Origin of the sequence: Kribbella qitaiheensis (genome assembly GCF_014217565.1) — a bacterium.
In the GTDB taxonomy this organism is placed as follows: Bacteria; Actinomycetota; Actinomycetes; order Propionibacteriales; family Kribbellaceae; genus Kribbella; species Kribbella qitaiheensis_A.
In genome coordinates, this window is the sequence record NZ_CP043661.1 from 5,312,651 (window position 1) to 5,334,505 (window position 21,855).

The 21,855-nt window shown below is 68.6% G+C and carries 18 protein-coding genes and 1 pseudogene; 8 read left to right on the forward strand and 11 right to left on the reverse strand.

The features are described from left to right. Window positions 1-45 precede the first annotated feature (45 nt). Window positions 46-423, reverse strand: coding sequence for a copper chaperone PCu(A)C (locus tag F1D05_RS25270; RefSeq protein ID WP_246485958.1), 378 nt, complete (start codon window positions 421-423; stop codon window positions 46-48). 428 nt (window positions 424-851) lie between these two features. Here F1D05_RS25270 and F1D05_RS25275 point away from each other — a divergent pair, with 428 nt between their 5' ends. From F1D05_RS25275 to ispF, 3 genes and pseudogenes are all read left to right on the forward strand, one after another. Continuing rightward, a complete protein-coding gene (locus F1D05_RS25275; RefSeq protein ID WP_185442988.1) occupies window positions 852-1,337 on the forward strand; it encodes a CarD family transcriptional regulator in 486 nt (161 codons plus the stop codon). A gap of 45 nt (window positions 1,338-1,382) precedes the next feature. Beyond that, window positions 1,383-2,078: a 2-C-methyl-D-erythritol 4-phosphate cytidylyltransferase gene (gene ispD / locus F1D05_RS25280; RefSeq protein ID WP_185442990.1), complete on the forward strand. Its 696-nt coding sequence runs from the start codon at window positions 1,383-1,385 to the stop codon at window positions 2,076-2,078. A gap of 56 nt (window positions 2,079-2,134) precedes the next feature. Continuing rightward, a pseudogene (gene ispF / locus F1D05_RS25285) lies at window positions 2,135-2,546 on the forward strand (2-C-methyl-D-erythritol 2,4-cyclodiphosphate synthase). A 20-nt stretch (window positions 2,547-2,566) separates the two neighbouring features. Here the strand turns inward: ispF and F1D05_RS25290 are convergent. Both F1D05_RS25290 and F1D05_RS25295 read right to left on the reverse strand, forming a co-directional pair. Next, a complete protein-coding gene (locus F1D05_RS25290; protein WP_185442992.1) occupies window positions 2,567-3,451 on the reverse strand; it encodes an ankyrin repeat domain-containing protein in 885 nt (294 codons plus the stop codon). Window positions 3,452-3,531: 80 nt separating this feature from the next. Next, on the reverse strand, window positions 3,532-4,521 hold the full coding sequence (locus F1D05_RS25295; protein ID WP_185442994.1) for a nitrilase family protein: 990 nt from the start codon (window positions 4,519-4,521) through the stop codon (window positions 3,532-3,534). 61 nt (window positions 4,522-4,582) lie between these two features. Between F1D05_RS25295 and F1D05_RS25300 the strand changes: the two genes are divergently transcribed. Further along, the gene (locus tag F1D05_RS25300) at window positions 4,583-5,467 is read left to right on the forward strand and encodes a LysR family transcriptional regulator (RefSeq protein ID WP_185442995.1); all 885 of its coding nucleotides are present in this window, start codon (window positions 4,583-4,585) and stop codon (window positions 5,465-5,467) included. Window positions 5,468-5,485: 18 nt separating this feature from the next. Here F1D05_RS25300 and F1D05_RS25305 read toward each other — a convergent pair whose 3' ends face one another. The 3 genes from F1D05_RS25305 to F1D05_RS25315 form a co-directional block, all read right to left on the reverse strand. After that, on the reverse strand, window positions 5,486-6,856 hold the full coding sequence (locus F1D05_RS25305; protein WP_185442997.1) for a M1 family metallopeptidase: 1,371 nt from the start codon (window positions 6,854-6,856) through the stop codon (window positions 5,486-5,488). Further along, complete coding sequence (locus F1D05_RS25310; protein WP_185442999.1) at window positions 6,856-10,773, reverse strand: Pls/PosA family non-ribosomal peptide synthetase; 3,918 nt, start codon at window positions 10,771-10,773, stop codon at window positions 6,856-6,858. The genes F1D05_RS25305 and F1D05_RS25310 overlap by 1 nt, the downstream gene beginning before the upstream one ends. 116 nt (window positions 10,774-10,889) lie before the next feature. Continuing rightward, complete coding sequence (locus tag F1D05_RS25315; protein WP_246485959.1) at window positions 10,890-12,089, reverse strand: neutral zinc metallopeptidase; 1,200 nt, start codon at window positions 12,087-12,089, stop codon at window positions 10,890-10,892. A gap of 58 nt (window positions 12,090-12,147) precedes the next feature. On the opposite strand from F1D05_RS25315, the gene F1D05_RS42605 reads away from it, so the two are divergent. Together F1D05_RS42605 and F1D05_RS25320 are read left to right on the forward strand one after the other, a co-directional pair. Beyond that, a complete protein-coding gene (locus F1D05_RS42605) occupies window positions 12,148-12,936 on the forward strand; it encodes a DUF2207 domain-containing protein (protein WP_343066518.1) in 789 nt (262 codons plus the stop codon). 109 nt (window positions 12,937-13,045) lie between these two features. Beyond that, complete coding sequence (locus tag F1D05_RS25320; protein ID WP_343066645.1) at window positions 13,046-13,834, forward strand: DUF2207 domain-containing protein; 789 nt, start codon at window positions 13,046-13,048, stop codon at window positions 13,832-13,834. A 54-nt stretch (window positions 13,835-13,888) separates the two neighbouring features. Here the strand turns inward: F1D05_RS25320 and F1D05_RS25325 are convergent, their stop codons facing one another. From F1D05_RS25325 to F1D05_RS25335, 3 genes are all read right to left on the reverse strand, one after another. Continuing rightward, complete coding sequence (locus F1D05_RS25325) at window positions 13,889-15,886, reverse strand: neutral zinc metallopeptidase (protein ID WP_185443001.1); 1,998 nt, start codon at window positions 15,884-15,886, stop codon at window positions 13,889-13,891. Between the two features lie 9 nt (window positions 15,887-15,895). Next, the gene (locus F1D05_RS25330; protein WP_185443002.1) at window positions 15,896-17,044 is read right to left on the reverse strand and encodes a neutral zinc metallopeptidase; all 1,149 of its coding nucleotides are present in this window, start codon (window positions 17,042-17,044) and stop codon (window positions 15,896-15,898) included. Between the two features lie 110 nt (window positions 17,045-17,154). Next, on the reverse strand, window positions 17,155-17,892 hold the full coding sequence (locus F1D05_RS25335) for a neutral zinc metallopeptidase (protein ID WP_246485960.1): 738 nt from the start codon (window positions 17,890-17,892) through the stop codon (window positions 17,155-17,157). A gap of 7 nt (window positions 17,893-17,899) precedes the next feature. Here F1D05_RS25335 and F1D05_RS40815 point away from each other — a divergent pair, with 7 nt between their 5' ends. Next, on the forward strand, window positions 17,900-18,040 hold the full coding sequence (locus tag F1D05_RS40815; RefSeq protein ID WP_246485961.1) for a hypothetical protein: 141 nt from the start codon (window positions 17,900-17,902) through the stop codon (window positions 18,038-18,040). A gap of 33 nt (window positions 18,041-18,073) precedes the next feature. Here the strand turns inward: F1D05_RS40815 and F1D05_RS25340 are convergent, their stop codons facing one another. Further along, on the reverse strand, window positions 18,074-18,400 hold the full coding sequence (locus F1D05_RS25340) for a hypothetical protein (RefSeq protein WP_185443003.1): 327 nt from the start codon (window positions 18,398-18,400) through the stop codon (window positions 18,074-18,076). Between the two features lie 349 nt (window positions 18,401-18,749). On the opposite strand from F1D05_RS25340, the gene F1D05_RS25345 reads away from it, so the two are divergent. Further along, window positions 18,750-20,429, forward strand: a complete 1,680-nt coding sequence (locus F1D05_RS25345; protein ID WP_185443004.1) for a DUF2207 family protein — start codon at window positions 18,750-18,752, stop codon at window positions 20,427-20,429. Between the two features lie 124 nt (window positions 20,430-20,553). On the opposite strand, the gene F1D05_RS25350 is transcribed toward F1D05_RS25345, so the two are convergent. Then, complete coding sequence (locus F1D05_RS25350; RefSeq protein ID WP_185443005.1) at window positions 20,554-21,849, reverse strand: C39 family peptidase; 1,296 nt, start codon at window positions 21,847-21,849, stop codon at window positions 20,554-20,556. Window positions 21,850-21,855 lie beyond the last annotated feature (6 nt).

Here is a 21,855-nt window from a genome sequence, read left to right on the forward strand (position 1 = left end):
GGAGGAGCCTGCTCTGGGGGCTTTCCCTCGTAGTACGGGAAGAGGTCAGCCCTCTTGTTCGGTGTCTGGGTGGGGGGTGGGGCTGTAGTGGTCGAGGGTGAGGACCGGGATCGAGGTGGTGATGGGGGCTGCCTTGCCGAAGGTGATGGTCACCTTGATCATGCCGCCGGGCTTGCCGCCCGTGACGGTGACGGGGGCGCCGCCTGCGGGGGGCAGGGTGAGCGAGGAGCCGACCTTCAGGGTCATCGTGCGGACGTTGCCGAAGGTCACCTTGTCGGCGGCGTCCTGCGGTACGGCGCCGTCCTGGACCGGGGCGTCGGCGGGGGCGCTCTCGATCGAGACCAGGGTGTCGTCGCTGTCGCCGTTGTTGATGATCGCGGAGTGCAGTTCGCCCTTGCCGTCCTCGGACGCCAGAACCAGCATGTTCCGGACGCCGATCCCGCCCGAGGTCGCGTTGCTGCCCTCGGCCCGGCTGGTAGGGCTGGTACGTCTGAGCGGAGAAGCCCGCGCTACAGGCCGTCACCGTGAAGCTCAGCGTGACGGCGGCCGCTGTCAGAGCGGTACGCCGGAAGGCCTGCGAGGACAACGTGATGGGCACTGGTGTTCCCTCTCCTACAACCCGGTCGATGCCGTCAGGCTTTGGCCTCCGGCGGAGCAAAGCGTAGCGAGCGCGCTGCCCGGACCTGACAGCGACTCCACCTTTTGGTGATGTCCCGGGCAACCTTCTCGCGCGTAGGAGGCATGCGGGAGAACGTTTGTCAAGGCGGGATGTGGCCTCTGACCAGCGCAAACGCCCGGACCGGACCAGCGTGCGCGTGGTAGGATAGGACTCGGAAAGGGGCACGTGACATATGACTTTTTCAGTCGGCGAGACGGTTGTCTACCCGAATCATGGGGCAGCTGTTATCGAGGACATCGAGACCCGTCAGATCAAAGGTGAGGACAAGACCTATCTGGTCTTGAGGATCGTCGCTCAGAACGACCTGGTCGTCCGGATCCCCGCGTGCAACCTTGATCTTGTCGGCGTGCGTGACGTCGTGGATCAGGCCGGTCTGGAGCGCGTCTTCGACGTGCTGCGGGCTCCGCACACGGAGGAGCCGACCAACTGGTCGCGACGGTACAAGGCGAACCTGGAGAAGCTGCACTCCGGTGACGTGATGAAGGTGGCAGAGGTCGTCCGCGACCTGTGGCGCCGTGAGCGTGACCGCGGTCTCTCCGCCGGTGAGAAGCGGATGCTGGCGAAGGCTCGCCAGATTCTGGTCTCCGAGCTGGCCCTGGCCGAACACACCAACGAGGACAAGGCGGAAGCCATCCTCGACGAGGTCCTCGCTTCATAATCCAATCGGGCTGATCGGGATCGATCCGTCCGGCATGATGGCGTCGTGAGTACTGCGGCGATCATTCCGGCGGCCGGTCTCGGGCTGCGGCTCGGTGGCGAGGCACCAAAAGCATTTCGGGAGGTCGGTGGCGAATCGCTGCTGGTCCACGCTGTTCGTGGACTGAAGGCAGCGACCGCCGCCGACCTCGCCTGTTTTGTGATCGCGGTACCGGCGGGCTCCGAGGACATCGTCCTCAAACTACTCGAGCCGTACTGCGAGGGCGCGAGTCTGCAGATCGTTGCCGGCGGCTCCGAGCGAACCGACTCCGTCCGCGCGGCCCTGGACCTGGTCCCGGTCGACGGGATCGACTGCGTTCTCGTGCATGACGCCGCGAGGTCGTTCGTGCCCCCCGAGGTGATCGACCGGGTCGTCGCTGCCGTGCGTTCCGGCGCGCCTGCGGTAGTGCCGGTCATTCCGGTCACCGACACGATCAAGCGGGTGGACCAGGACGGCCGGGTCGTTGACACGCCGGATCGCCGAGCGCTGGTCGCGGTACAGACTCCGCAGGGGTTCGAGCCGTCGCTGCTGCGCCGGGCACATGCCGGGGACGTGGCCGGAGCGACCGATGACGCGATGCTGTGTGAGCGGCTCGGCGTGACCGTGCAGACGGTCGAGGGATCCGAGGACGCCTTCAAGGTGACCCGGCCGAGAGATCTGTTGCTGGCCGAGTGGTTGCTGGCGGAAAGGCATAGAGCGTGAAGATTCCGCGAGTAGGCACGGGCATCGACGTACACCCGGTCGAGGAAGGCCGTCCGATGTGGCTGGCCGGGCTGCTGTGGCCTGAGGAGACCGCTGGGCCCTCCGGGCACTCTGATGGTGATGTGGCGGCCCACGCTGCCTGTGACGCCCTGCTGAGCGCGGCCCGGCTCGGCGACCTCGGATCGAACTTCGGTACTTCGGAACCCGAGTGGGCTGGTGCGGCAGGTGCGACCTTGCTGGCCGAAGCGGCCCGTCGGGTCCGGGCAGCCGGCTTCGAGATCGGCAACGTCTCCGTTCAGGTGATCTGCAACCGGCCCCGCTTCGCCGCTCGCCGGGAAGAGGCCGAGAAAGCACTCAGCGCGGCCTGCGACGCCGAGGTCTCGGTCTCCGCCACCACCACGGACGGCCTAGGTCTCACCGGCCCGCGGCGAAGGCATCGCCGCAGTGGCAACCGCTCTCGTCTACTGAGGTTGCCGACGGCCCCTGATTTACCGGGCGGCGAGGAAGTCTGCTGTTTCGGGCTGTTTGAACCATTGGGCCCAGCCCAGCGGGGTGGCTTGGAATTGTGGGTCTGTTGCGGACAGGTCTGCGCCGTGCTCGGCCAGCAGGCGAAGTACGGACAGGTGGCCGGCGCCGGCGGCGATGTGGGCTGGGGATGCGCCGGAAGTGGTTCGGGCATTGACGTCGAAGCCCAGCTCGATGAGCAGCGGCACGGCAGCCCATCGTTGCGCGCCCACAGCCTCCGCGATCAACGCCGGCCGCTGCTGGCGAACACGGTCGAGCACGTCCGCCGAAACCGATTCGGCGCGATCGCCCTGGAGTAGAGCCGCGACGACGGGATCGGCCTCGGTCTGCTCGCCGGCGTAGACGTCGCGGACCACTCCGACTTCGGCACCATGATGGATGAGCTCGTCGAGGATGTGCAGGGCGAACGAGGTGCCGTCATCGGCTGCGTACGGGCCTGCGACGGTGCCCATCGGGCGGTCGAGGTCTTCCTGGCTGAGCGAGTCGAGCCGGTCGTGCCAGACGGCGTACGCGTGCTCCATCGCCTTGATCGCCTCAGCACTGCTGCCGGGCACCGGCGGGATGCCGTCCGTCGGAGCAGGCTCGTGGCCGAACCAGGTCGCGGTTCGCTCGGCCTGGAGGATGTCGATGATGTGCGTCATCCGCCAGGCGATGGTCGTGAACGGAGGCGGATCGGGCGGGAGCGGGCTGAAGTCGGCCTTGAACCCGTCCGCTGTCTCGCGGACCGACCAGCTACCGGCGAAAGGCTCCCAGAAGTACTCGTCGTCGGTCAGCCCCTCGACGCGCGCCCGCAGCCGCTGCCAGGCGAAGTGGGAGAGGGCCAGGAGGTTCTGCTTCAGCGTCGTCATGACCTCCACGCTAGGTGCTCGTGCGGACAGGTTCGGTCCGCAGGAGTTCCGGCGGCGAGAGGTTTGCCCGGTGCGACAAGTCACCGAAGTTCGGGCGGCGTGGTAGGTGCGGTTGAGAAGCGGGCGGCCCGGGGATCGAGTTCGTCGCCGGTGCGTCGGGTCAGGATGCCGTAGAGCTCCGGGCGCCGACCGCGAATCCAGGGGCGGCCCGTTGCCAGCGGCACCAGTTCCAGGTCGAGATCGGCCAGTACTACGGCCTCCGCGGGAACCGGTGTCTCGGCGATGATCCCGCCGTACGGGTCGATCACCATCGCGTTGCCGGTACGGAGCTCGTCGTCGTCTCGGCCGACCCCGTTGCTGAACAGCACGAACAAACCGTTGTCGTGGGCGCGGGCCGGTAGCCAGCGGAGCAGCCACTCGCGGCCGTTCGGGCCGTTGAACGCGGCCTCCACCGCGGCCGGATCCTGCTCCCGGTTCGCCCAGATCTCCATCGGGATGGGCTTCATGCCGTGCGGGCTGCGCGAATTCGTCCCGCCGGTCTGATGCGGGGCCAGCAGAACCGTGGCGCCGAGCAACGCGGTCGCGCGGACATTCTCGACCAGGTTGTTGTCCCAGCAGATCAGGATCCCCAGCCGCACCTGCCAGGGCGTGTCGAACACCGTGTACGACGAACCGCTGGCGATCGCCTCGTGCTCGAACGCGTGCAGCTTGCGATGGACGTGGACCGCGCCGTCTGGCAGGCAGACGCCATACGAGTTGAACAGCTCGCCGTCATCGGCCTGCTCGAGGAAGCCGACACCGAGCCCGGCGTCGAGTTCGCGGGCCAGGCTGCTGATCCTGGTGAGGCTCGGGCCGTCGGTGGACTCAGCGAGTTCGCGCAGGCGGTCGGCCGGGTGGTTGCGGAGATGCCAATAGCCGAGCAGGCACATCTCGGGGAACACGACCAGCTGGGCTCCGTCGGTAACCGCCTGGCGGGCCAGCCTCTCGACGGTGGCGAGGTTGGTGGCGGGCTGGTCGGGGACGGCCTCGAACTGGACGACGGCACTGCGCAAGTTGGTCACAGCTTCCATCGAAGCGGAGAGGATCAATGCCGTCCAATAGCATGTTAGGCCCGTTCAATACCCTGTGATTATGGAACTGCGATTGCTTCGGGCGTTCGTGACGGTGGCGCGGTGTGGGAACTTCGGGGTCGCCGCGGTCGAGCTGGGGATGAGTCAGCCGGCGTTGACGAAGCAGGTCCAGCAACTCGAGCGGCAGGTTCGCTCCACGCTGTTCAGCCGGGGACGGCAGGGCGCGCAGCTGACCACGGTCGGCGAATTGCTGCTGTCCGACGCGGTGGAAATCCTTGGTCGCACAGAGGCCTTCGAGCGCCGCGCCGCGCGGGTGGCGCTGGGGGTCGAGGGGGCGCTGGCGATCGGGTTCGGCTTGTCGGGGATCGAACTGGCGCCGCGCGCGGTCGCGTTGTTCAGGAGCCGTTATCCGGAGGTCGAGGTCTCGCTGGAGGACATGTCGTCCGCCGTCCAGTACGACCGGCTGCTGACCGGAGCCCTGCAGCTGGGCTTCGTCCGGTTGCCTGTGCCGCCCGGCCTTGACCAGCTCCGCCTGAGGAAAGACCGCCTTGCCCTTGCGGTCCCAGCCGGCCGGGCGATTGGCGAGCGGTTGCCCCGGGAGCTGGGCGGGTGGCTGGACGGGCGGCCGATGGTGCGGTTGATTCCAGGGCGGGGACCTGGGCTGACCGCGCAGATCGCCAGCCTGTACGACGAGCTCGGGTGCCGGCCGGCGGTTCTGCAAGAGGCCGGCGACCTCCAGACCGTGCTGGCCTTGGTGGCTGCTGGGGTCGGGCCGGCCGTCGTACCGGCCAGTGCTGTGGCGATCGCTCCCGCTGCCGTTCGGCTGTTACCGCTACGAGGGGAGACTTCCGTCTGGTGGGTAGGCGCCGCGTGGAATCCGGCGAATCCGTCGCCACTGATCCCTCATTTCCTCACGGCTGCGGGCCAGGCTGCCGAAGCCACCTGACGACCTGCTCCGGCGGGCTCAGCGTCGCCGGCGGGTGGTTCTCGGCAAGTCCGGCAGCTCAGCGGCGTCCAGCCAGACGGCGAACAAGGCCAGGGTGGCGTCGGGGTCGGGCGAGAACATCTGGGCCAAGGCGATGAAGTCTTCTGTCGTCACCGAGCCGTGCCGGTTGCTCTTCGTCCAGGTGCGGAGGAGGTCGAAGAACGCGTCGTCGCCGAACTGCTGGCGTAGTACGTGCAGGGTGATCGCGCCGCGCTTGTAGAGCCGGTCGTCGAACATCAGTTCCGGCCCGGGATCCGAGAGCACCAGATCCTGGTCCAGACCGCGCAGCCGGCTGTAGGCCTTCGAGACCTGCTGGGATGCCGTGAGGCCACCCGAGTCCTCCGACCACAACCACTCGGCGTAGCAGGCGAATCCCTCGTTCAGCCAGATGTCCTGCCAGGTCGCCGGCGTCAGGCTGTTGCCGAACCATTGGTGAGCCAGCTCGTGCGCGACCAGCCGCTCGGCGCCACGCTTGCCGTCCACGTGGTTGCTGCCGAACACGGAGATCCCCTGTGCCTCAAGGGGAATCTCCAGTGGGTCGTCCGTCACGACGACCGTGTAACCGCCGAAGGGATACGGCCCGAACAGTCGGCTGAACAGCTTCATCATGTCCTGCTGGCGCCCGAAATCGGACCGGAAGTCCCGTACTTGCGAGGCAGGCAGCACGGCGCGGGTCGTCACTGGCGACGAGGCCAGCTCGAGTACGTCGTACCGGCCGATCTGCACGGTCGCCAAGTACGTCGCCATCGGAGCGGCCTGGTCGAACACCCAACTGGTCCGGCTGGCCTTCGTCCGGCGGGAGACGAGTCGTCCGTTGGCGACCACGTGGTACGGCGAATCGGTGGTGATCGTGATCCTGTAGTGCGCCTTGTCGCCCGGATGGTCGTTGCAGGGGAACCAGGTCGCGGCGCCACAAGGCTGGCTCGCGACGATCACGCCTTCGGTGAGTTCCTCCCAGCCGAGTTCGCCCCATCGGGTGTCGATCGGCGCGGGGTTGCCTGCGTACTGGACGTCGACGACGAATTCGGCGCCGTCGGCGATACCGGTGGCGGGCCAGATGTGCAGCTTGCCGGCGCGATGCGCGTACCGGCCCGGGCGGCGGCCGTTGACGGCGACCTTCGAGACGCGCAGGCCGGTCAGGTCGAGGCTGATTCGCGACAGCGCGTGCGTGGCGACGGCCGTGATGGTCGCCTTGCCGGTCAGGCGGTTGCTGTTGACCCGGTAGTCGAGGTCCAACTCGTACGACTCGACCTTGTAGCCGCCGTTGCCGTGATCGGGGACATACGGATCACCGGCGTCGTCAGCACCTGGCTGGGCTTTGACCTGCGCTTTGGGGTCACGGGAAACCATCAACCCTGCCAGGGCGCGATCGGGTTGCCGGCCCATCGGGATCCGGCCGGCACGGTCTCGCCGCGCATCACCAAGGACACCGGGCCGACGGTCGCGCCGGCTCCGATCGAGGCCGCCGGCAAGATGATGCCGTGCGGCCCGAGAGTGGATCCGGGGCCGAAGGTGACGGTGCTCATGGACATCACCCTGTCATGGAACAGGTGCGTCTGGAGAACGCAGCCGCGATTCACCGCGACACCGTCGCCAAGGGTGATCAGATCGGCCTCGGGGAACCAATAGGTCTCGCACCAGACACCCTTGCCGATCTTCGCACCGAGGGTGCGGAGCCAGAGCGTCAGCACCGGCGTACCGGCGGCCGCGTTGGCGAACCAAGGTGCGGCGACCATCTCGACGAAGGTGTCGACGACCTCGTTCCGCCAGACGAAAGAACTCCACAGCGGGTACTCGATCGCCTTGGTCCGGCCGACGATGACCCACTTCGAGATCGTCGCCATCGCACCCGCGACCGCTCCGGCGGCGAGTAGCACGGCACCGGACAGCAGGAAGGTCCACCAGGGGCCGAGCCAGAGGTCGAGGCCCTGCAGGGCGAACAGCACGCCCAGTGCGATCAACACCGTGCACATCATCGGCACGAACCGGCACAGCTCTACCGCGGCCCGGGCGAACTTCAGCCGGAGCGGCGGGTTGAAGGTGCGGCTCTGATCGCCGTCGACGGCCTGGCGGCGCAGTTTCACCGGCGGACTACCGAGCCAGGACGTGCCCGCCTTCGACTTCTTCGGCGCGGCCGACAGCACGGCGACCAGGCCGTTCTTCGGCACCGAGCGGCCCGGCGCGGTCATCCCCGAGTTGCCGAGGAACGCCCGCTTGCCGACCTTGGCGCCGGCCACGTGCAGCCAGCCACCGCCCAGCTCGTACGACGCGATCATCGTGTCGTCGGCCAGGAACGCGCCATCACCGACGGTGGTCATCTTCGGCAGCAACAGCACGGTCGATGCCTCGACATCGCGGCCGATCTTCGCCCCGAGCGCGCGCAGCCACCACGGCGTCAGCAGGCTCGCGTACAACGGGAACAGCAGTGTCCGGGCCGAGTCCAGCAGTCGCTCGGTAGCCCAGACCTGCCAGCCGATCCGGCTTCGCACCGGGTAGTGGCCGGCCTTGATTCCGATGCCGAGCAGCCGTACGCCGATCAGCGTCAGCAGGGCCAATGTCGCGAAGCCGACCAAGGTCATCAGCGGGATCGCCCACAAGGCTTGTACTGCGGCGTCGCCGAGCGAGGTCGTTCCGCGGACCGCGTGGCCGAGGATCACGACAGCAAGACAGGCGGCCGCCAATGGCAGCAGAGACATCAGGGCCGAAGCAGCGCCGTACGCGAGGACCCACCAAGGTGCCCTGGCCGGGCGTTCCTCGGGCCACGGGTGGCGAGCCCGGCCGAGCCGGCTGGCAGGTGATCCGGACCAGCGCTCGGCCGGAGGGACCTTGCCGGAAACAGCCGAGCCTGCAGCGATCTCTGCGTTGCGGCCGATCTCGGCGCCCGGCAGGAGGGTGCTGCGTGACCCGACAACGGCCTCGGCGCCGACGGTCACGCTTCCTACGTGCAGGCGGTCGCCGTCGATCCAGTAGCCGGACAGATCGACCTCTGGCTCGATCGAAGCGCCGCGGCCCATCGTGAAGAACCCTGTCACCGGCGGCAGTGTGTGCAGGTCGACCCCGCGGCCGACCTTCGCGCCCAGAGCCCTTGCGTAGTAGGTGATCCAGGGTGCCCCGGCGAGGTTGGCGGCACCCGCGGCGTCAGCGAGGTTCTCTGCTGCCCACAGTCGCACGTGGACGTTACCGCCGCGCGGATAGACGCCAGGGCGCAAGCCACGCAGCAGGAGCCTGGCACCGACTACTGCGATCCCCATCCGGCCCGCTGGAGTGATCAGGATCAGCCAGCCGGCCAGGATCCACCACCAGGACACAGTGCGCATCCACGGGTGCGGACCGTCCGACCAGGCGAGCAGGTTGTTCAGCGTGAACAGCCAGACGAGCCAGCGAACACCGACAACGGTCTGTAGCAGCAGGGTCAGCGCCGTCTGCAGCAACTGGGTCCCGGGTGGCGTCGGGCGGACCTCACGGATCTCGACCGGCTCCAGGGACGTGACGAACGAGTCGAGCCGGTCCGCGAGCGCTCCGAGCCGTGGGTACTCGTAGATGTCACCAACGGTCGCCTCGGGGTATCGCTCCCGCAGTACGGACACCAACTGGGCAGCGGCCAGGCTGCCACCGCCGTGCAGGAAGAAGTCGTTGTCCGCACCGGTGACATTGGCGCCGAGCACCTTCGTCCAGCGCTCGGCCAACCACCCTGCCGTGCCGTCCAGCTCGGCGGGCGGGCCGTCCGTGTCCATCCCGGGCAGTGGCCAGGGGAGCGCGTTGCGATCGACCTTGCCCGACGTCCTGGTCGGCAAGGTGTCGGTGATGGCCAGCAGCGGAACCAGTGCGGCCGGCAATGCCTCTCGGAGCCGCTCGGTCGCAGCCTTCTGGTCGAACGCTTCCGGATCCTCCGGTACTACGTAGCCGACAAGCAGCTGATTCCCCGCGGCACTCGCCCGTACTGCGGCGGCCGCTCCGGTCACGCCGGGCAATCCTTGCAGCGCGGCGTCAACCTCACCGAGCTCGATCCGGCGACCGCCGAGCTTGATCTGTTCGTCGGCGCGGCCCATGAAGACCAGGCCTTCGGACTCGTTGCGGACCAGATCACCGCTGCGGTAGGCGCGGTCCCAGCCCAGCGTCGGCATCGGCGCGAACTTCTCCGCGTCCTTGGCCGGATCGAGATAGCGGGCCAGGCCGACGCCACCGATGATCAGCTCACCGGTCCCACCCTCCGGCACTTCGTTGCCTTCGGCATCCACAACGGCCAGGTCCCAGCCGTCCAAGGGTAAACCGATCCGGACCTGTCCCTCGCCGGTCAGCTGCGCGCCGCAGGCGACGACAGTCGCCTCGGTCGGGCCGTAGGTGTTCCAGACCTCGCGTCCGTCCACCGCGAGCCGCTCGGCCAGTTCGGGCGGGCAGGCCTCGCCGCCGAAGATCAGCAGCCGGACCTGGTCGAGTGCGTCCGCCGGCCACAACGCGGCCAGGGTCGGCACGGTCGACACGATGGTGATGCCCTGCGCGACCAGCCACGGCCCGAGGTCCATCCCGCTGCGGACCAGCGATCGCGGCGCCGGGACCAGACAGGCGCCGTACCGCCAGGCGAGCCACATCTCTTCGCAGGAGGCGTCGAACGCGACCGACAGTCCGGCCAGTACCCGGTCCTCGGGGCCGATCGGCTCGGCCTGGAGAAACATCCGGGCCTCCGCGTCCACGAACGCGGCGGCCGAACGATGCGTGACGGCGACACCCTTGGGGAGACCGGTCGAGCCCGAGGTGAAGATGATCCAGGAGTCGTCGTCCGGCGTCGGCCCGTCGGTGCCAGGACGGTCGGGGGCATCGGGGCCGTCCATCCGGGCGGAGTACGGGAAGTCGTAGTACCCGTCGTCGTCCGGCTCCGGCACCGGTACCGCGCGGGTGCTGGTGAGCTCCAGGTCGTCGGTCACGATCGCGGCGACACCGGCTTCGCCGAAGACCAGTTCGGCGCGCTCTTCGGGGTCGTCGGCGTCGACCGGGACGTACGCCGCGCCGGCTTGCAGAGTGCCGAGGATCGCGACGTACAGGTCGTTGTGACCGGACGAGATCCGGACGCCGATCCGGTCGCCGGGGCCGACGCCGAGATCGGTCAGCCGGCGGGCGAACTTCGCTGTCCGGGCGAGTAGTTCGCTGTAGCTGAGGCTGACGCCGCCGTCGTCGAGGGCCGGCTCATCCGGGAAGCTCACCGCGGTCGCCTGCAGGATCTCCACCAAGGTCCGCTCGGGCGGAGCGCTGTCCCCCCGTCGCAACGTCACGGCCGGATGATACGCCGCTCAGCTGTCTTCCTCTGAAACTCTGAGCAGCGTGGACACCAACCATTTACGTCCGAACAACCGAGGGTCGTACCCCACGGCTGTTCGGACGCAAGCAATCAGTTCACCAGGTTGCCGGGGGCCGCGAAGGTGTTGCAGGCCTTGGTCTCGCCGACGTTGAAGCCGTTCTCGATCCAGAAGCCCTGGCTGGTGGCCAGGCCGTGCGTGCGCTCGTCCTCCGGAGTGTCCGAGGTTTCGCCGAAGCTGTTGCTGGCCTGGTACTCGAATTCCTTCAGCCGGTTCGTCAGCGGATACGACCTCGCCACTGCCTTGCTGAAGACACCGCCCAGACAGGAGGCCTGAAGTTCGTTGCGGCGAGAGCTCTCCAGCTTCTGGTCCGGGTGGTCCTGCAGATAGACGGCCCGCGCATAGAACAGCCCACTGACGCCCTGGACGTGGTGGCCGTACTCGTGCGCGATCGTCATCAGGTACGCCAGGTCCTCCTTGGCGCCGAACGCCTTGTTCATCTGCAGCACGTCCGTGTACATCACGTGGTTGCCGTAGCAGTAGAACGCCAGCACCCGGCCGGACAGCGGCTTGAAGCTTCCGCACGGAGTGGTGACGGGCTTGTCGAACACGACGAGGCCCGGGTCCGGCTGCTTCTCGCCGATCTTGGCGAAGACCGGTCGCCAGGCGTCGTTGAGGCAGCTGAACAGCTTGGTGTAGTAGCGCTTCTGCGCGGCCAGGCTGCCGTCACCGAGCTTCTCGGCCGGACAGTTCATCTGCTCCAGCGCGCCGGCCTGGTAGAGCGAGCTGTTCAGCAGGTAGTCCTCGGCCGAACCCTCCTGCGGCTTCGTGGTGGCCGTCGGCACGATGGACGGACCGCTCACGCTCGGATCCGCGGTGGTGGCGGTGCCACCGCCCAGCATCACGCCGAGCACGGCCAGCGTGATGCCGAGGAACGCGACGACGACGAAGCCGATCAGGACGAACTTGCCCGCGCCCGACTTGCGGCGCTGGGGCTGGAAGCCGTTGAAGTTGCCGGGACCGCCGTAGTACGGCTGGGCCCACTGGCCCGGGTACTGCTGACCCTGCTGCGGGTACTGACCGCCCGGCTGCTGGTACTGCGGGTACTGGCCGCCCTGCTGAGGACCGCCTTGCTGCTGGTACGGCGCTGGTTGCTGGTACTGCTGCGGTGGGCCCTGCTGCCACGGGACAGCCTGCGGTGGGGGCAGTACGCCGGGCGGGGGAGCCGGCCGGTCCTGGGGACGGCCGTCGTACCCGTACGGGTTGCTCACGTCTCGTTGGCCCTTCTTCACGCGCGGTACTGGTCAGCAGGGTTCGCAGGTCGAACCGGCACGAGACTACTCTCGTGCCATGTCACTGAAGCGCCGCCTCTTGCCGGCAGCCCTGTTCGTGTCGTTCGCGACCGCTTTCGTTGCCCTCGGCACGGTCCCCGCCCAGGCGGCGGACGACCAGATCACCGGGTATGCCGCCGAGGCCACCCTGACGAAAGACGGGGTCCTGCAGGTCAAGGAGACCGTCGACCTGACCGCGGGAAGCGACACGTTCCGCCGGACCCTGACCAACCGGGTCCGCTCGGACGCCGAGCGGGACCGCAGCTACGACATCAGCGATGTGTCGGCCACGGTGAACGGCAAACCCGCCGACGGCCTGGAGAACTCCGAGGTCGACAACGGCCGGCAAATCAGCGTCAAGGTGTCCGGCCAGTCCAAGGTCGTCTACAGCTACACGGTGCACAACGTGGTCGCCGACTCGACCGAGGGCCGCGAGGTGAGCTGGCCGATCGTGCAGGGCTTCGGTACGCCGATCCCGAAGGCGACCGTGGTGGTCAACGTCCCCTTCGCCACCTGGGTGACCTGCTTCGCAGGCCCGCGCCGGCTCGAGCATGCCGTGTACGTCGTCGCAGCTTGCCGAGAACGCGGCTCTGCAGATCGAGCAGGACGGCGTACCGGCTGGTGGCCGGCTGACCTTCCTGACCGGGTTGAGCGACCAGGCGACGGTCAAGCCCAATGCGCAGTTCAAGACCCGCTGGACCCTCGGCCACGCCTTCACTGTCGACTCCTCGACGCTTGGACTGAGCGCCTTGCTGGTGGGCCTCGGACTGCTGGGTGCTGCCGCGCTGTGGTTCTTCCGCGGTCGTGACGCAGGCAAGAGCGTCGCCGGTCCGCCGGAGCGCCCGGTTCTGGACGGTGCCGACGGGCCGCAGTTCGCGGCACCCGACGGCATCCGGCCGGGCCAGGTCGGCACTGTCGTGGACGAGACCGCCGACGTCGTGGACATCACCGCCACGCTGCTGGACCTCGCGGTCCGCAAATACCTGACGATCGAAGAGCTGGCGCGCGAGACCCACTTCGGCAAGCTGGACTGGCGGCTCCGGCGGCTGAACGCCGGTGGCGCGGAGCTGCTGCCGTACGAGAAGGCCTTGCTGGACGCGGTTTTCGCCGACGGGGAGACGGTCGTGGTGTCCACGCTCGGCCAGTCACTGCGGCCGCGACTCGGTCTGGTCCGCGAGCAGTTGTACGCCGACGTCGTCACGCAAGGCTGGTTCGCGAGCCGCCCGGACGCAGTACGGAACCGCTGGTCGACAGCGGGCCTGGTCCTGCTCGGTACGGGCGTGGTGCTGACGATCGTGCTGGCCATCGTCACCAAGTTCGGCTTGGTCGGGTTCGCGGTGATGCTTGCCGGGGCGGCGTTGACGCTGGCCGGGCAGGTTGCACCTGCGCGGACGGCTCGCGGCGCCGCAGTACTGGGTCGTGTGGGCGGGCTGCAGGCGTACCTGAGCAACGAGACGTCGGCGGACCTGCCGCAGAGTCACCGGCTGGAGTTCGCGTCCCGCTGCCTGCCGTACGCCGCAGTACTGGGTCTGACGGAGAAGTGGGCGCAGGAGATCGCAGCGACCGACGAAGACGATGACCCGGATGCGGGGATCGGCTGGTACTCCGGCCCGGAGAACTGGCACCTGTCCGACATCGGTGAGTCGCTGTCGAACTTCGTCACCGCTTTCGGCGGCACCTTGTCACACGCGCGCCGACTGTTCTGATTCCCCTTGTAGAGAAGGCCCCCTGGGATATCCCAGGGGGCCTTCTCTGTTCGCTCAGTAGGTGAACTGCGGTGGCGACAGGAAGGTGTTGCAGAAGCGCGGGTCGCGGTAGGTGATACCGCGGGTGGACCAGAAGTTGTGGTTCACCTTCGCGCCGTGATCGCGCACCTTCGGGTTGGAGAACTCGTCACCCGCGTTGGCGACGGCGAACTTCCAGCTGGTCAGCAACTCGCCCTTGAGTGGGACGAACTGCGCATCCGCGCCGAGGTAGGCCGAGCCCAGGCAGGACGCCTGCAGTTCGCGCTTACGGCTCTCCAGCAGTCGCAGGTTCGGGTCGGCCATCGTCGCCTGGCGGGCGAAGGAGGCGCCGAAGATCCCGGTCAGCTGCTGCACGTGGTGCCCGTACTCGTGCGCGAACGTGTTGAGCATCCACGCGCGGGTGTAGATCGGGTTGACCTTGTAGTTGTTGAAGTCGACGTTGAACGGCATGTAGATCGCTTCGTTGGCGCCGCAGTAGAAACCGCGGGTGCCCCGCTCGGTGCCGCACGGCGTCTTGACCGTGTTGGCGTACACGATCACATGCGGCGCGCGGAACGGCATCCCGGCCTTCTGCATCGCCAGCCACCAGGTCCTGTTCAGACAGGGCAGCATCCGGTTGTAGTACGCCTTTACTGCCGCGAAGGTGGTCGGCCGGTACGGCGGCTCGGTGCACTTGGAGGCCTGCAGGGCGCCGACGGTGTAGATCTTGTTCTTCGCGACCAGTTCGTACGGCGTGGGCTGGCGGGGCTTCGGCTTGGGAGTCGGTGTCGGCGTCGGCGTCGGCGTCGGAGTAGGCGTCGGGCTCTCCGACGGCGTCTGCGAGGGGGTCTCGGACGGCGTGGCCGACGGCGTCTCCGTGGTGGTCGTCTTGGTGTCGTCGCCGTTGTTGCGCAGTGCGTAAGTGACGCCGGAGCCGACGACCAGGACGGCGAGGACCAGGCCGATCAGCAGGCCCTTGGGACTACGGCGCGGCTTCCGCCGGCGGCCGGCGCCGGGGGGCTTCGGGATCGGGATCGGCGGGTACGGCCAGCTCGGCTGGCCACCCTGGGGAGGGTTGTTGGGCGGGAAGCCCTGGAAGCCTGCCTGACCACCCTGCGGCGGGTACGACGAATTGGCGGCGGCCGACCATGGGTTGGGCTGCCCGCTGCCTCCTTGCGGAGTCGTCGACCAGGGACTCTGCGACGTCGGACCGCCCTGCGCCCCGGAGTTGCCAGGTGTAGGGCCAGGCCAGGTGGAGCTACTGGGCGCTGGAGATCCGGCATTAGCCGGCCCAGGCCAGGTTGAGCCAGTGCCAGGGGTGCCGGAGCCGGTGCCAGCCGGGCGGGTGCCCGTCGAGCCGGTGCCGGTGGAGCCGGCTGCGCCCGGGTTGGGGCTGGCAGGGTTGGCGCCGGTCGGAGCCTGGTGCCGGGGAGTTGCCGGCCGGCCTGTGCTTCCAGGTCCACCGCCTGCCTGTCCACCGCCTGCCTGTCCACCACCGGCTTGTCCGCCAGTGGCTTGTCCACGACCGGGCTCGCCACCGCCGGCTTGTCCGCCGCTGGTGGTGCCGCCCGTGGCGGGGCCGTCGGCTCCGGGGCGAGCGGTGGGTCCGTCGACCGCCGGGTTGGGCGGGCCGGCGTGCTGTCCCCGAGGCGCCTGCTGGCCGCCGTACGGGGGCTGGTTCGGTGTGTTCCAGCCGCCCTGTGAGCTCGGGCGATTCGGAGCACCCGGAGCGGGCCGGTCAGGCGCGCTGGGGCCGCCCTGCGGTGTGGAGCGGTCCGGCTTACCCGGGCCACCTTGCGGGGTGGATCGGTTGGGCGGGCCGGTTTGGGGGGTGGTCGGAGAGGCCGGGGGCTGCGGGGCGCTCGCAGGGGGGCCGGGTTGTAGATACTCCGTTGGTTTCTCGGCGGACTCGGTCCACCACAGGGGCGACTGGCCATCCCGGCGGGACGGTGGTTGGGCCGGCGGCTCGGTGGGCTGTTCGCCCTCCTGCTCCGGCTCGTCCCGCCCCGGGGGTGGATTCCAGTTGTCCGACATCGATACTCCTCACGAGACCTTGCTGGCCGAAGCCGTGAACGTGTTGCAATAGGCGCTGTTGAACCTGGTGAAGCCGCGCGCGGCCCAGTACTGGTGACTGGCTCGCGCGCCGTGGTCCCGCGGTCCGCCGCGGTTGTTCTCGTCGCCGGTCTGCGCCTCGACATACTTGCGATAGATCGTCAGGTCGAGACCGTTGATGCCGTACGAGGTCTTGTTGGCACCCATGAAGGCGGTGCCGAGGCAGGACGCCTGCAGCTCGACCCGGCGGCTCAGCTCGAGCTGCGTGTCGTGGTCAGGCGCGTCGTACTTCAGTTGTTGGGCGGCAGGCAGGATGCCGGTGAGCTGCTGCACGTGGTGGGCGAACTCACGGCCTGCCGTGTACGTCACCCACATCCGCGCGAACGCCCGGTTGCCGGGGTCGGAGGCGCGGGTCCACAGCTTGACGTCGTCCTCGAACTTCAGGTAGATCGTCTGGCTCGCGGCACAGTAGAACGAGACCGACGAGCCACCCGTGCAAGGCGACTGGACCTGGCCGGACCAGAACAGCACCCGGGGTGCAGTGTAGGTGTGAGAGGCGGACCCGACCTTGCTGGACCAGACTCGGTTCAGGCAGCCGATCAGGTTCGCGTAGTACGCCTTGACCGCCCCCGCGGTGCTCAGGGCGATCTGCGGTTCACGACAGCCGACCGAACCCTGGGCTCCGGTGCTGTAGATCGCATCAGCGGTGACGACTTTCATACTGGCCTCGGACGCCCCGTCGTCGCCCGGGGTTCCGGGAGAGTCGTCCGGGTTGTCCGGCGTGGTCTGGGACGCCGTCGGAGTAGCCGCCGGGCCAATCAGCCCAGCGCCTGGCACCGGTGCCACAGCCGTGAACCCGTCGTTACGCAGAGCGAAGGCGGCGATCACGACAGCCACCGCGACGCCGCCGAGCAGCAGCAGACTGATCCCGAGGCCGGTCTTGCGGCGCCTGGTCCGCGGTCCGCCGTGCTTGATCCTGCCGCCGCCGAACTCGGGACCCCAGCCCACCTCCGGCAATGCGGGATCGCCGCCCGGCATCCCCGGCAGCGGGTAGCTGCCGTAAAGCGGAATCGAGCCGTCGGGCAGCGGCCCCGGCGGCGGGTGCGGCCCTGGCGGCTCGCTCCAGTCATGGTTGGACACGGTTGTTCCTCATCCCCCCGAGACACACAAGGCGTGATCCGGGGGACCAGGCTAACCACCAGGACCACTATTCGTCTGCACCCGCGGTGCAGCGCACCCCCGCCGCAGGGCTACTTCACCTTGCCTGAGGTGGCGGTGAACGTGTTGCACGCCGCCGGGTTGCGGGTCTGGTAGCCCCGCAGTGCCCAGTACTTGTGGTTGCCGGCGTCACCGTGGTCGTCGCCGTAATCGGTGGTGTTGCCGATCAGGAATGCCCACTGGGTGTAGGACTGCCCGGTGATCGGGTAGGTGCGCCTGTTCGCGCCGATGAAGACGTCGCTGAAGCAGGACGCCTGGAGCTCCAGCCGCCTGGTCATCTCCAGCTCGGCGGCCCGGCTGGGAGCGTCGTACCGCATGTCGTGGTTGGCCTTGAGGATGCCGGTCAGGTTCTGCACGTGGTGACCGAACTCGTGGGCGAACTGGTGCAGCATCCACATCCGGGCCCAGACCTTGTTGTAGCTCTCGGGGAACTTGTTGTAGTAGCCCACGTCCTGGCTGAGGTTCATGTAGATGGTGTCGTTGTCGCCACAGTAGAACGGTGGGCCGGTGTCGCTCATGGAGCCGCACGGCGACTGAACAGTGCCGCTGAAGGGCTGCAGGTTCGGCACCCTGAAGGTGCCGCCCGCCCGCTCGACGTACGGCGCCCAGGCGCGGCTGAGGCAGGCGCGGAGCTGGACGTAGTTGGCCGTGGCGCCCGCGGCGGTCGACTGACGAGCGCGGGACTCCTTGCAACCGACCGAGGCCATCGCTCCGCTGGAGTAGAGCTTGTTCCGGCTGACGACCTCGTAGTCGGTCGGCCCACGCTTCACCGGTGGTGTGGTCGACGTCCGTGGCGCGGTCGGCCTGGTCACGGTGGGCTCGGTGGTGGTCGGCTCAGTCGTCGTCGGTGCCGTGGTCGGCTGCGACGGTCCGTCCGTGGGCGACTCGTACGACGTCGGGTCGTACGTCGGGGTGTAGCTCGGGTCGGAGGTGGGCGTGTAGGCCGGGATGTCACCGGCCCGAGCTGCTGTTGTGCTTCAGGAAGCCGGAGACGACCGACAGCAGGATCACCGCTCCGACCAGGCCGCCGACCACGAACAGGATCGCCTTGGCAGGGCTCTTCTTCGGGGGCCGCGGGCCTCCGGGCTGTGCACCCCAGCCGAGTCCGTGCGGCAGGTTCTGGCCCGGGCCGGGCGGCACGCTCCCGCCGTACTGCGGTTGCCAGGGCTGCGGCGCGAACGGTCCGGGCGGTGGCACCTGACCGGGCGGCGGTGGGTAGCCGCCCTGAGGTGGCTGCTGCGGGTACTGCCCGGGTGGGCCCCACTGGTTGTCGGACACTCGCGCTCCACTGCCCCGCGAATGGACGCCAGGCACGGCCCGGGGCGCGGCCGCACGGAGGCCGACGCTATCTGAGTCCCGGCTCAGCTCCGCCCCTCACCCCGTCAGGGCCGCCGGCTCAACTCCGCCTGTCACCTTCCCCCGGTCTCATCGCTCACCCCGTCCGGGCTGCCGGGGCGGAGACCGTTGCGTTGGGCATGAGTCGCGGTATGGTGCCCCGTGTCGAAGCGCCACGGTCAGCCGCGGCGCGACGCAGTACGACCTGCCGCGGCCACCCGGTCGCCGGGCAGGGGCCCGGTGGCAACGGGCCGATTTCACCCTGACCCTCTCGATACGGTGTGATTGGGCGATGCGTCTACGTCTGCTCGGGGTATCCCTGTGTGCCCTCGGTTTCCTGGCCATGACCGGTGTCCAGGCCGGTGCGACCGGTGCTGGCAGCTCCGCCGACCCGGTGGTGACCAACTTCGACAGTGAGATCCGGGTCGAACGCGACGGCCTGCTCAAGGTCTCCGAGTCGTGGAAGCTGAGCAACGTGACCGGGACCTTCACCCGGTTCGTCGTCACCCGCGATCACCTCGCCGACGCCGTCGACCACGTGCAGAAGGTCGAGGACCTCGAGGTCAAGTCCGGCGGCCAGGTGCGCAAGAGCGAGCTGTCCGTCAAGGGCGACGTCACCTCCATCGCGGTGGCCGACGTCTCCGGGGACACCCAGCTGGACTTCACCTACACCGTCCGCGGCGCGGTCGCGAAGGTGCTGAACGGCACCGAGGTGCGGTTCGCCCCGCTCACCGGCGTGAACCTGACGATCCAGGACGCGAACATTGTCTTCAGCACGCCCGAGGTCTCGCACGTCTCGTGCACCGCCGGCGCGCTGGACAGCAACACCCCGTGCACGCTCGCCCAGATCGGCGAGACGGCTGGTCCTACCTTCCGCCAGCAGGGCCTGCCGCCCGGCAACGTGGTCCGGATGACGGTCGGCTTCCCCGACGGCGAGATCGCTTCGAACACGATCGTGGAGTACCGCAAGACGTTCAAGCGGGCGTTCTCCACCGACACCGCGCAGCTGATCACCGCGCTGCTGGTGCTGCTCCTCGGCGCGGGTGCGCTGCTCGCGCTCTACCGCCTGCGCGGTCGCGACCAGGTCGACCCGCGCCGCGTAGTACCGGCATCGTTGTTCAGCCTCGGCCAGGACACCAGGATCGACTTCACCCCGCCCGCCAACCTGCGGCCGGGTGAGGTGGGCACCCTGATCGACGAGCGGATCGACCCGGTCGACGTGACCGCGACGATCATCGACTTGGCCGTCCGCGGCCACCTCACGATCACCGAGCTGGAGCACGAGTCGGAGTACTCGCGCCCCGACTGGGAGCTCAAGCGCGTCGCCGGAGCGCCGTCGGAGGAACTCCAGCGTTACGAGAACGTCCTGATCCGCGCCATCTTCGGCGACTCCGATTCGGTGCTGGTCTCCGAGCTCGGCAAGCAGGTCCGGGCCGGTCTCAGCCAGGTGCAGGACGCCCTGTACGACGGCGTCGTCAAGCGCGGCTGGTTCACCGAGCGTCCCGACCGCACCCGGTCGCTGTGGGCCACGATCGGGATCGCGGTCACTGTTGTCGGTGTCGTCGCCACGTTCGTGCTGGCGCTCTTCAGCAGCTGGGGTCTGCTCGGCCTCGCCATCACCGCGGTCGGCGTCGGCCTGCTGGTCATTGGCCGCCACATGCCGGCCAAGGCGCCTGCCGCCGGTCGGGTTCTCGGTCAGGTCGCCGCGATCCGCGGTGAGCTGCTTGAGATGGACGTCAGTGAACTCCCCACCGACCAGCACGCCGAACTCTGCTCCAGGGCACTCCCGTACGCCGTCGTACTCGGTGGCTCGGAGCGCTGGATCGACGCCCTGGTCGCCACGGACGTGGACGACGACGAGGACGAGGGCTTCCACTGGTACCGCGGGCCGCGGGGCTGGCACCTCCAGTACCTTCCCGACTCCCTCCGCAACCTCACCACGAACCTCACGGGCGCGCTCTTCACGCGCTGAGCCGGTCTGTACGGCCGACAACCACCTCGCTGGGCGCCGCCCAAGCAGAATCTGGTTTCTGGGCTTGAGAGGGGGAACCGCCCGTACGCCGCCCCCGGCATGCGGGCGGTTCCCGTTTGGGGGGCTACCAGTTCGCCTGGGCGGGGTGCGGGGGCAGTGGCTTGGTGGTGGGGTGGATGACGTACACGATGCCGCCCGAGTGAGGGATCCAGGCGTTCTCGAAGGCTTGGCGGTTGTAGACCGTGCGGACCTCGTCGTTGCTCTTGATCAGGTGTGAGGCCGGGTCGTTGACGATGACGTCGCCGTCGATGGTGAAGCCGACGATGACCATCAGGTGGCCGTTCGTGCCGTAGCCGGCGCCGGGGAGCTCGTCCTTCTCGAACGACAGGGACGCCACCAACGGGATGCCGGCCTTGATGAACTGCTCCGCCTCGGTGAGGGAGCGCAGCCGGGTGACGAAGGCGTCCAGGCCGCGCGTACCGGCGTACGCGGCGTTGAACGGCCAGTTGCCGGCGCCGTCGTAGTCGTAGTCGAAGACCGAGCGGGCGGAGTGGTCGACCTGTGGATCCGCGTACGCCGGGTCCACCCAGGCTGTCTCCGCCGGAGTCGGCCCAGCGCCGTAGTAGTCCAGCACCATCGCCGTGGACGTCGCGGAGCACCAGGCCTCGCCACCGCCGTCCCACTGCGGGTACTGCCCGATGTGTGTCTCCTGCGAGTACGTCGGTACTGCGAGCACGCGTCCCCAGGCGCCTCCGCGAGGACTGACCGGCACCGTCGCGTCCGACGGCAGACGGGACGCCATAGCGCCGACGGATCGCAGTACAGGGGCGCTTGTCGTGCCTGCGAGGCGGTAGAGGGTCACCTTGAGGCGCCAGCGGTCCAGTGAGCGGCCGGGGCGGGCTACGAAGGTGTCGACGGACACGTCGCCAGTGGTGTCGCGCTGGCCGCCTAGTGACGTGCGGTGGATGTCACCGGCGGCTGTGTCGTCGCCGTTGTTCCAGCGGCCGAGCACGTACCACTTGGTGGTGGCGCCCTGGTCGGAGTGACCCGACACGGCGACTTCGATCCAGGTCCCGGCCGGCGTGGTGGCGTTCCAGGAGGCGACCAGTTCGGTGAGGCCGAAACCGGGGCGCACTTCGGGCGAGACCCAACTGGCCTGCTCGTAGGTCTTGGCCGTGCCGTCGCCGAACGGGTCGACGTACGCCGTACTGCCGGTGGCGGATCCGAAGGTCAGGGCGCCGTCGGCGACGGTGGTGCCGGTCCGGGTGCCGGCCAGGAAGTCGGCGGACGACGTCCAGGCGCGGTAGCCGATCTCGCGTTCCGGCGACTTGGCGGCGGTGCTCGTGCCTGTCGTGAGAGCGCTGAGAGCCAGGACGACGAGACCGGTGATCAGGGTGGTGATTGGGCGGGCGGCGATCATCTTTCG

Bases quoted from the DNA above. Each gene is read 5' to 3' on its own strand.
- F1D05_RS25270 (WP_246485958.1), bottom strand. From the start codon at position 423: ATGCTGGTTCTGGCGTCCGAGGACGGCAAGGGCGAACTGCACTCCGCG.
- F1D05_RS25275 (WP_185442988.1), top strand. From the start codon at position 852: ATGACTTTTTCAGTCGGCGAGACGGTTGTCTACCCGAATCATGGGGCA.
- F1D05_RS25290 (WP_185442992.1), bottom strand. From the start codon at position 3,451: ATGACGACGCTGAAGCAGAACCTCCTGGCCCTCTCCCACTTCGCCTGG.
- F1D05_RS25295 (WP_185442994.1), bottom strand. From the start codon at position 4,521: ATGGAAGCTGTGACCAACTTGCGCAGTGCCGTCGTCCAGTTCGAGGCC.
- F1D05_RS25300 (WP_185442995.1), top strand. From the start codon at position 4,583: ATGGAACTGCGATTGCTTCGGGCGTTCGTGACGGTGGCGCGGTGTGGG.
- F1D05_RS25305 (WP_185442997.1), bottom strand. From the start codon at position 6,856: ATGGTTTCCCGTGACCCCAAAGCGCAGGTCAAAGCCCAGCCAGGTGCT.
- F1D05_RS42605 (WP_343066518.1), top strand. From the start codon at position 12,148: ATGTCACTGAAGCGCCGCCTCTTGCCGGCAGCCCTGTTCGTGTCGTTC.
- F1D05_RS25325 (WP_185443001.1), bottom strand. From the start codon at position 15,886: ATGTCGGACAACTGGAATCCACCCCCGGGGCGGGACGAGCCGGAGCAG.
- F1D05_RS25345 (WP_185443004.1), top strand. From the start codon at position 18,750: ATGCGTCTACGTCTGCTCGGGGTATCCCTGTGTGCCCTCGGTTTCCTG.
- F1D05_RS25350 (WP_185443005.1), bottom strand. From the start codon at position 21,849: ATGATCGCCGCCCGCCCAATCACCACCCTGATCACCGGTCTCGTCGTC.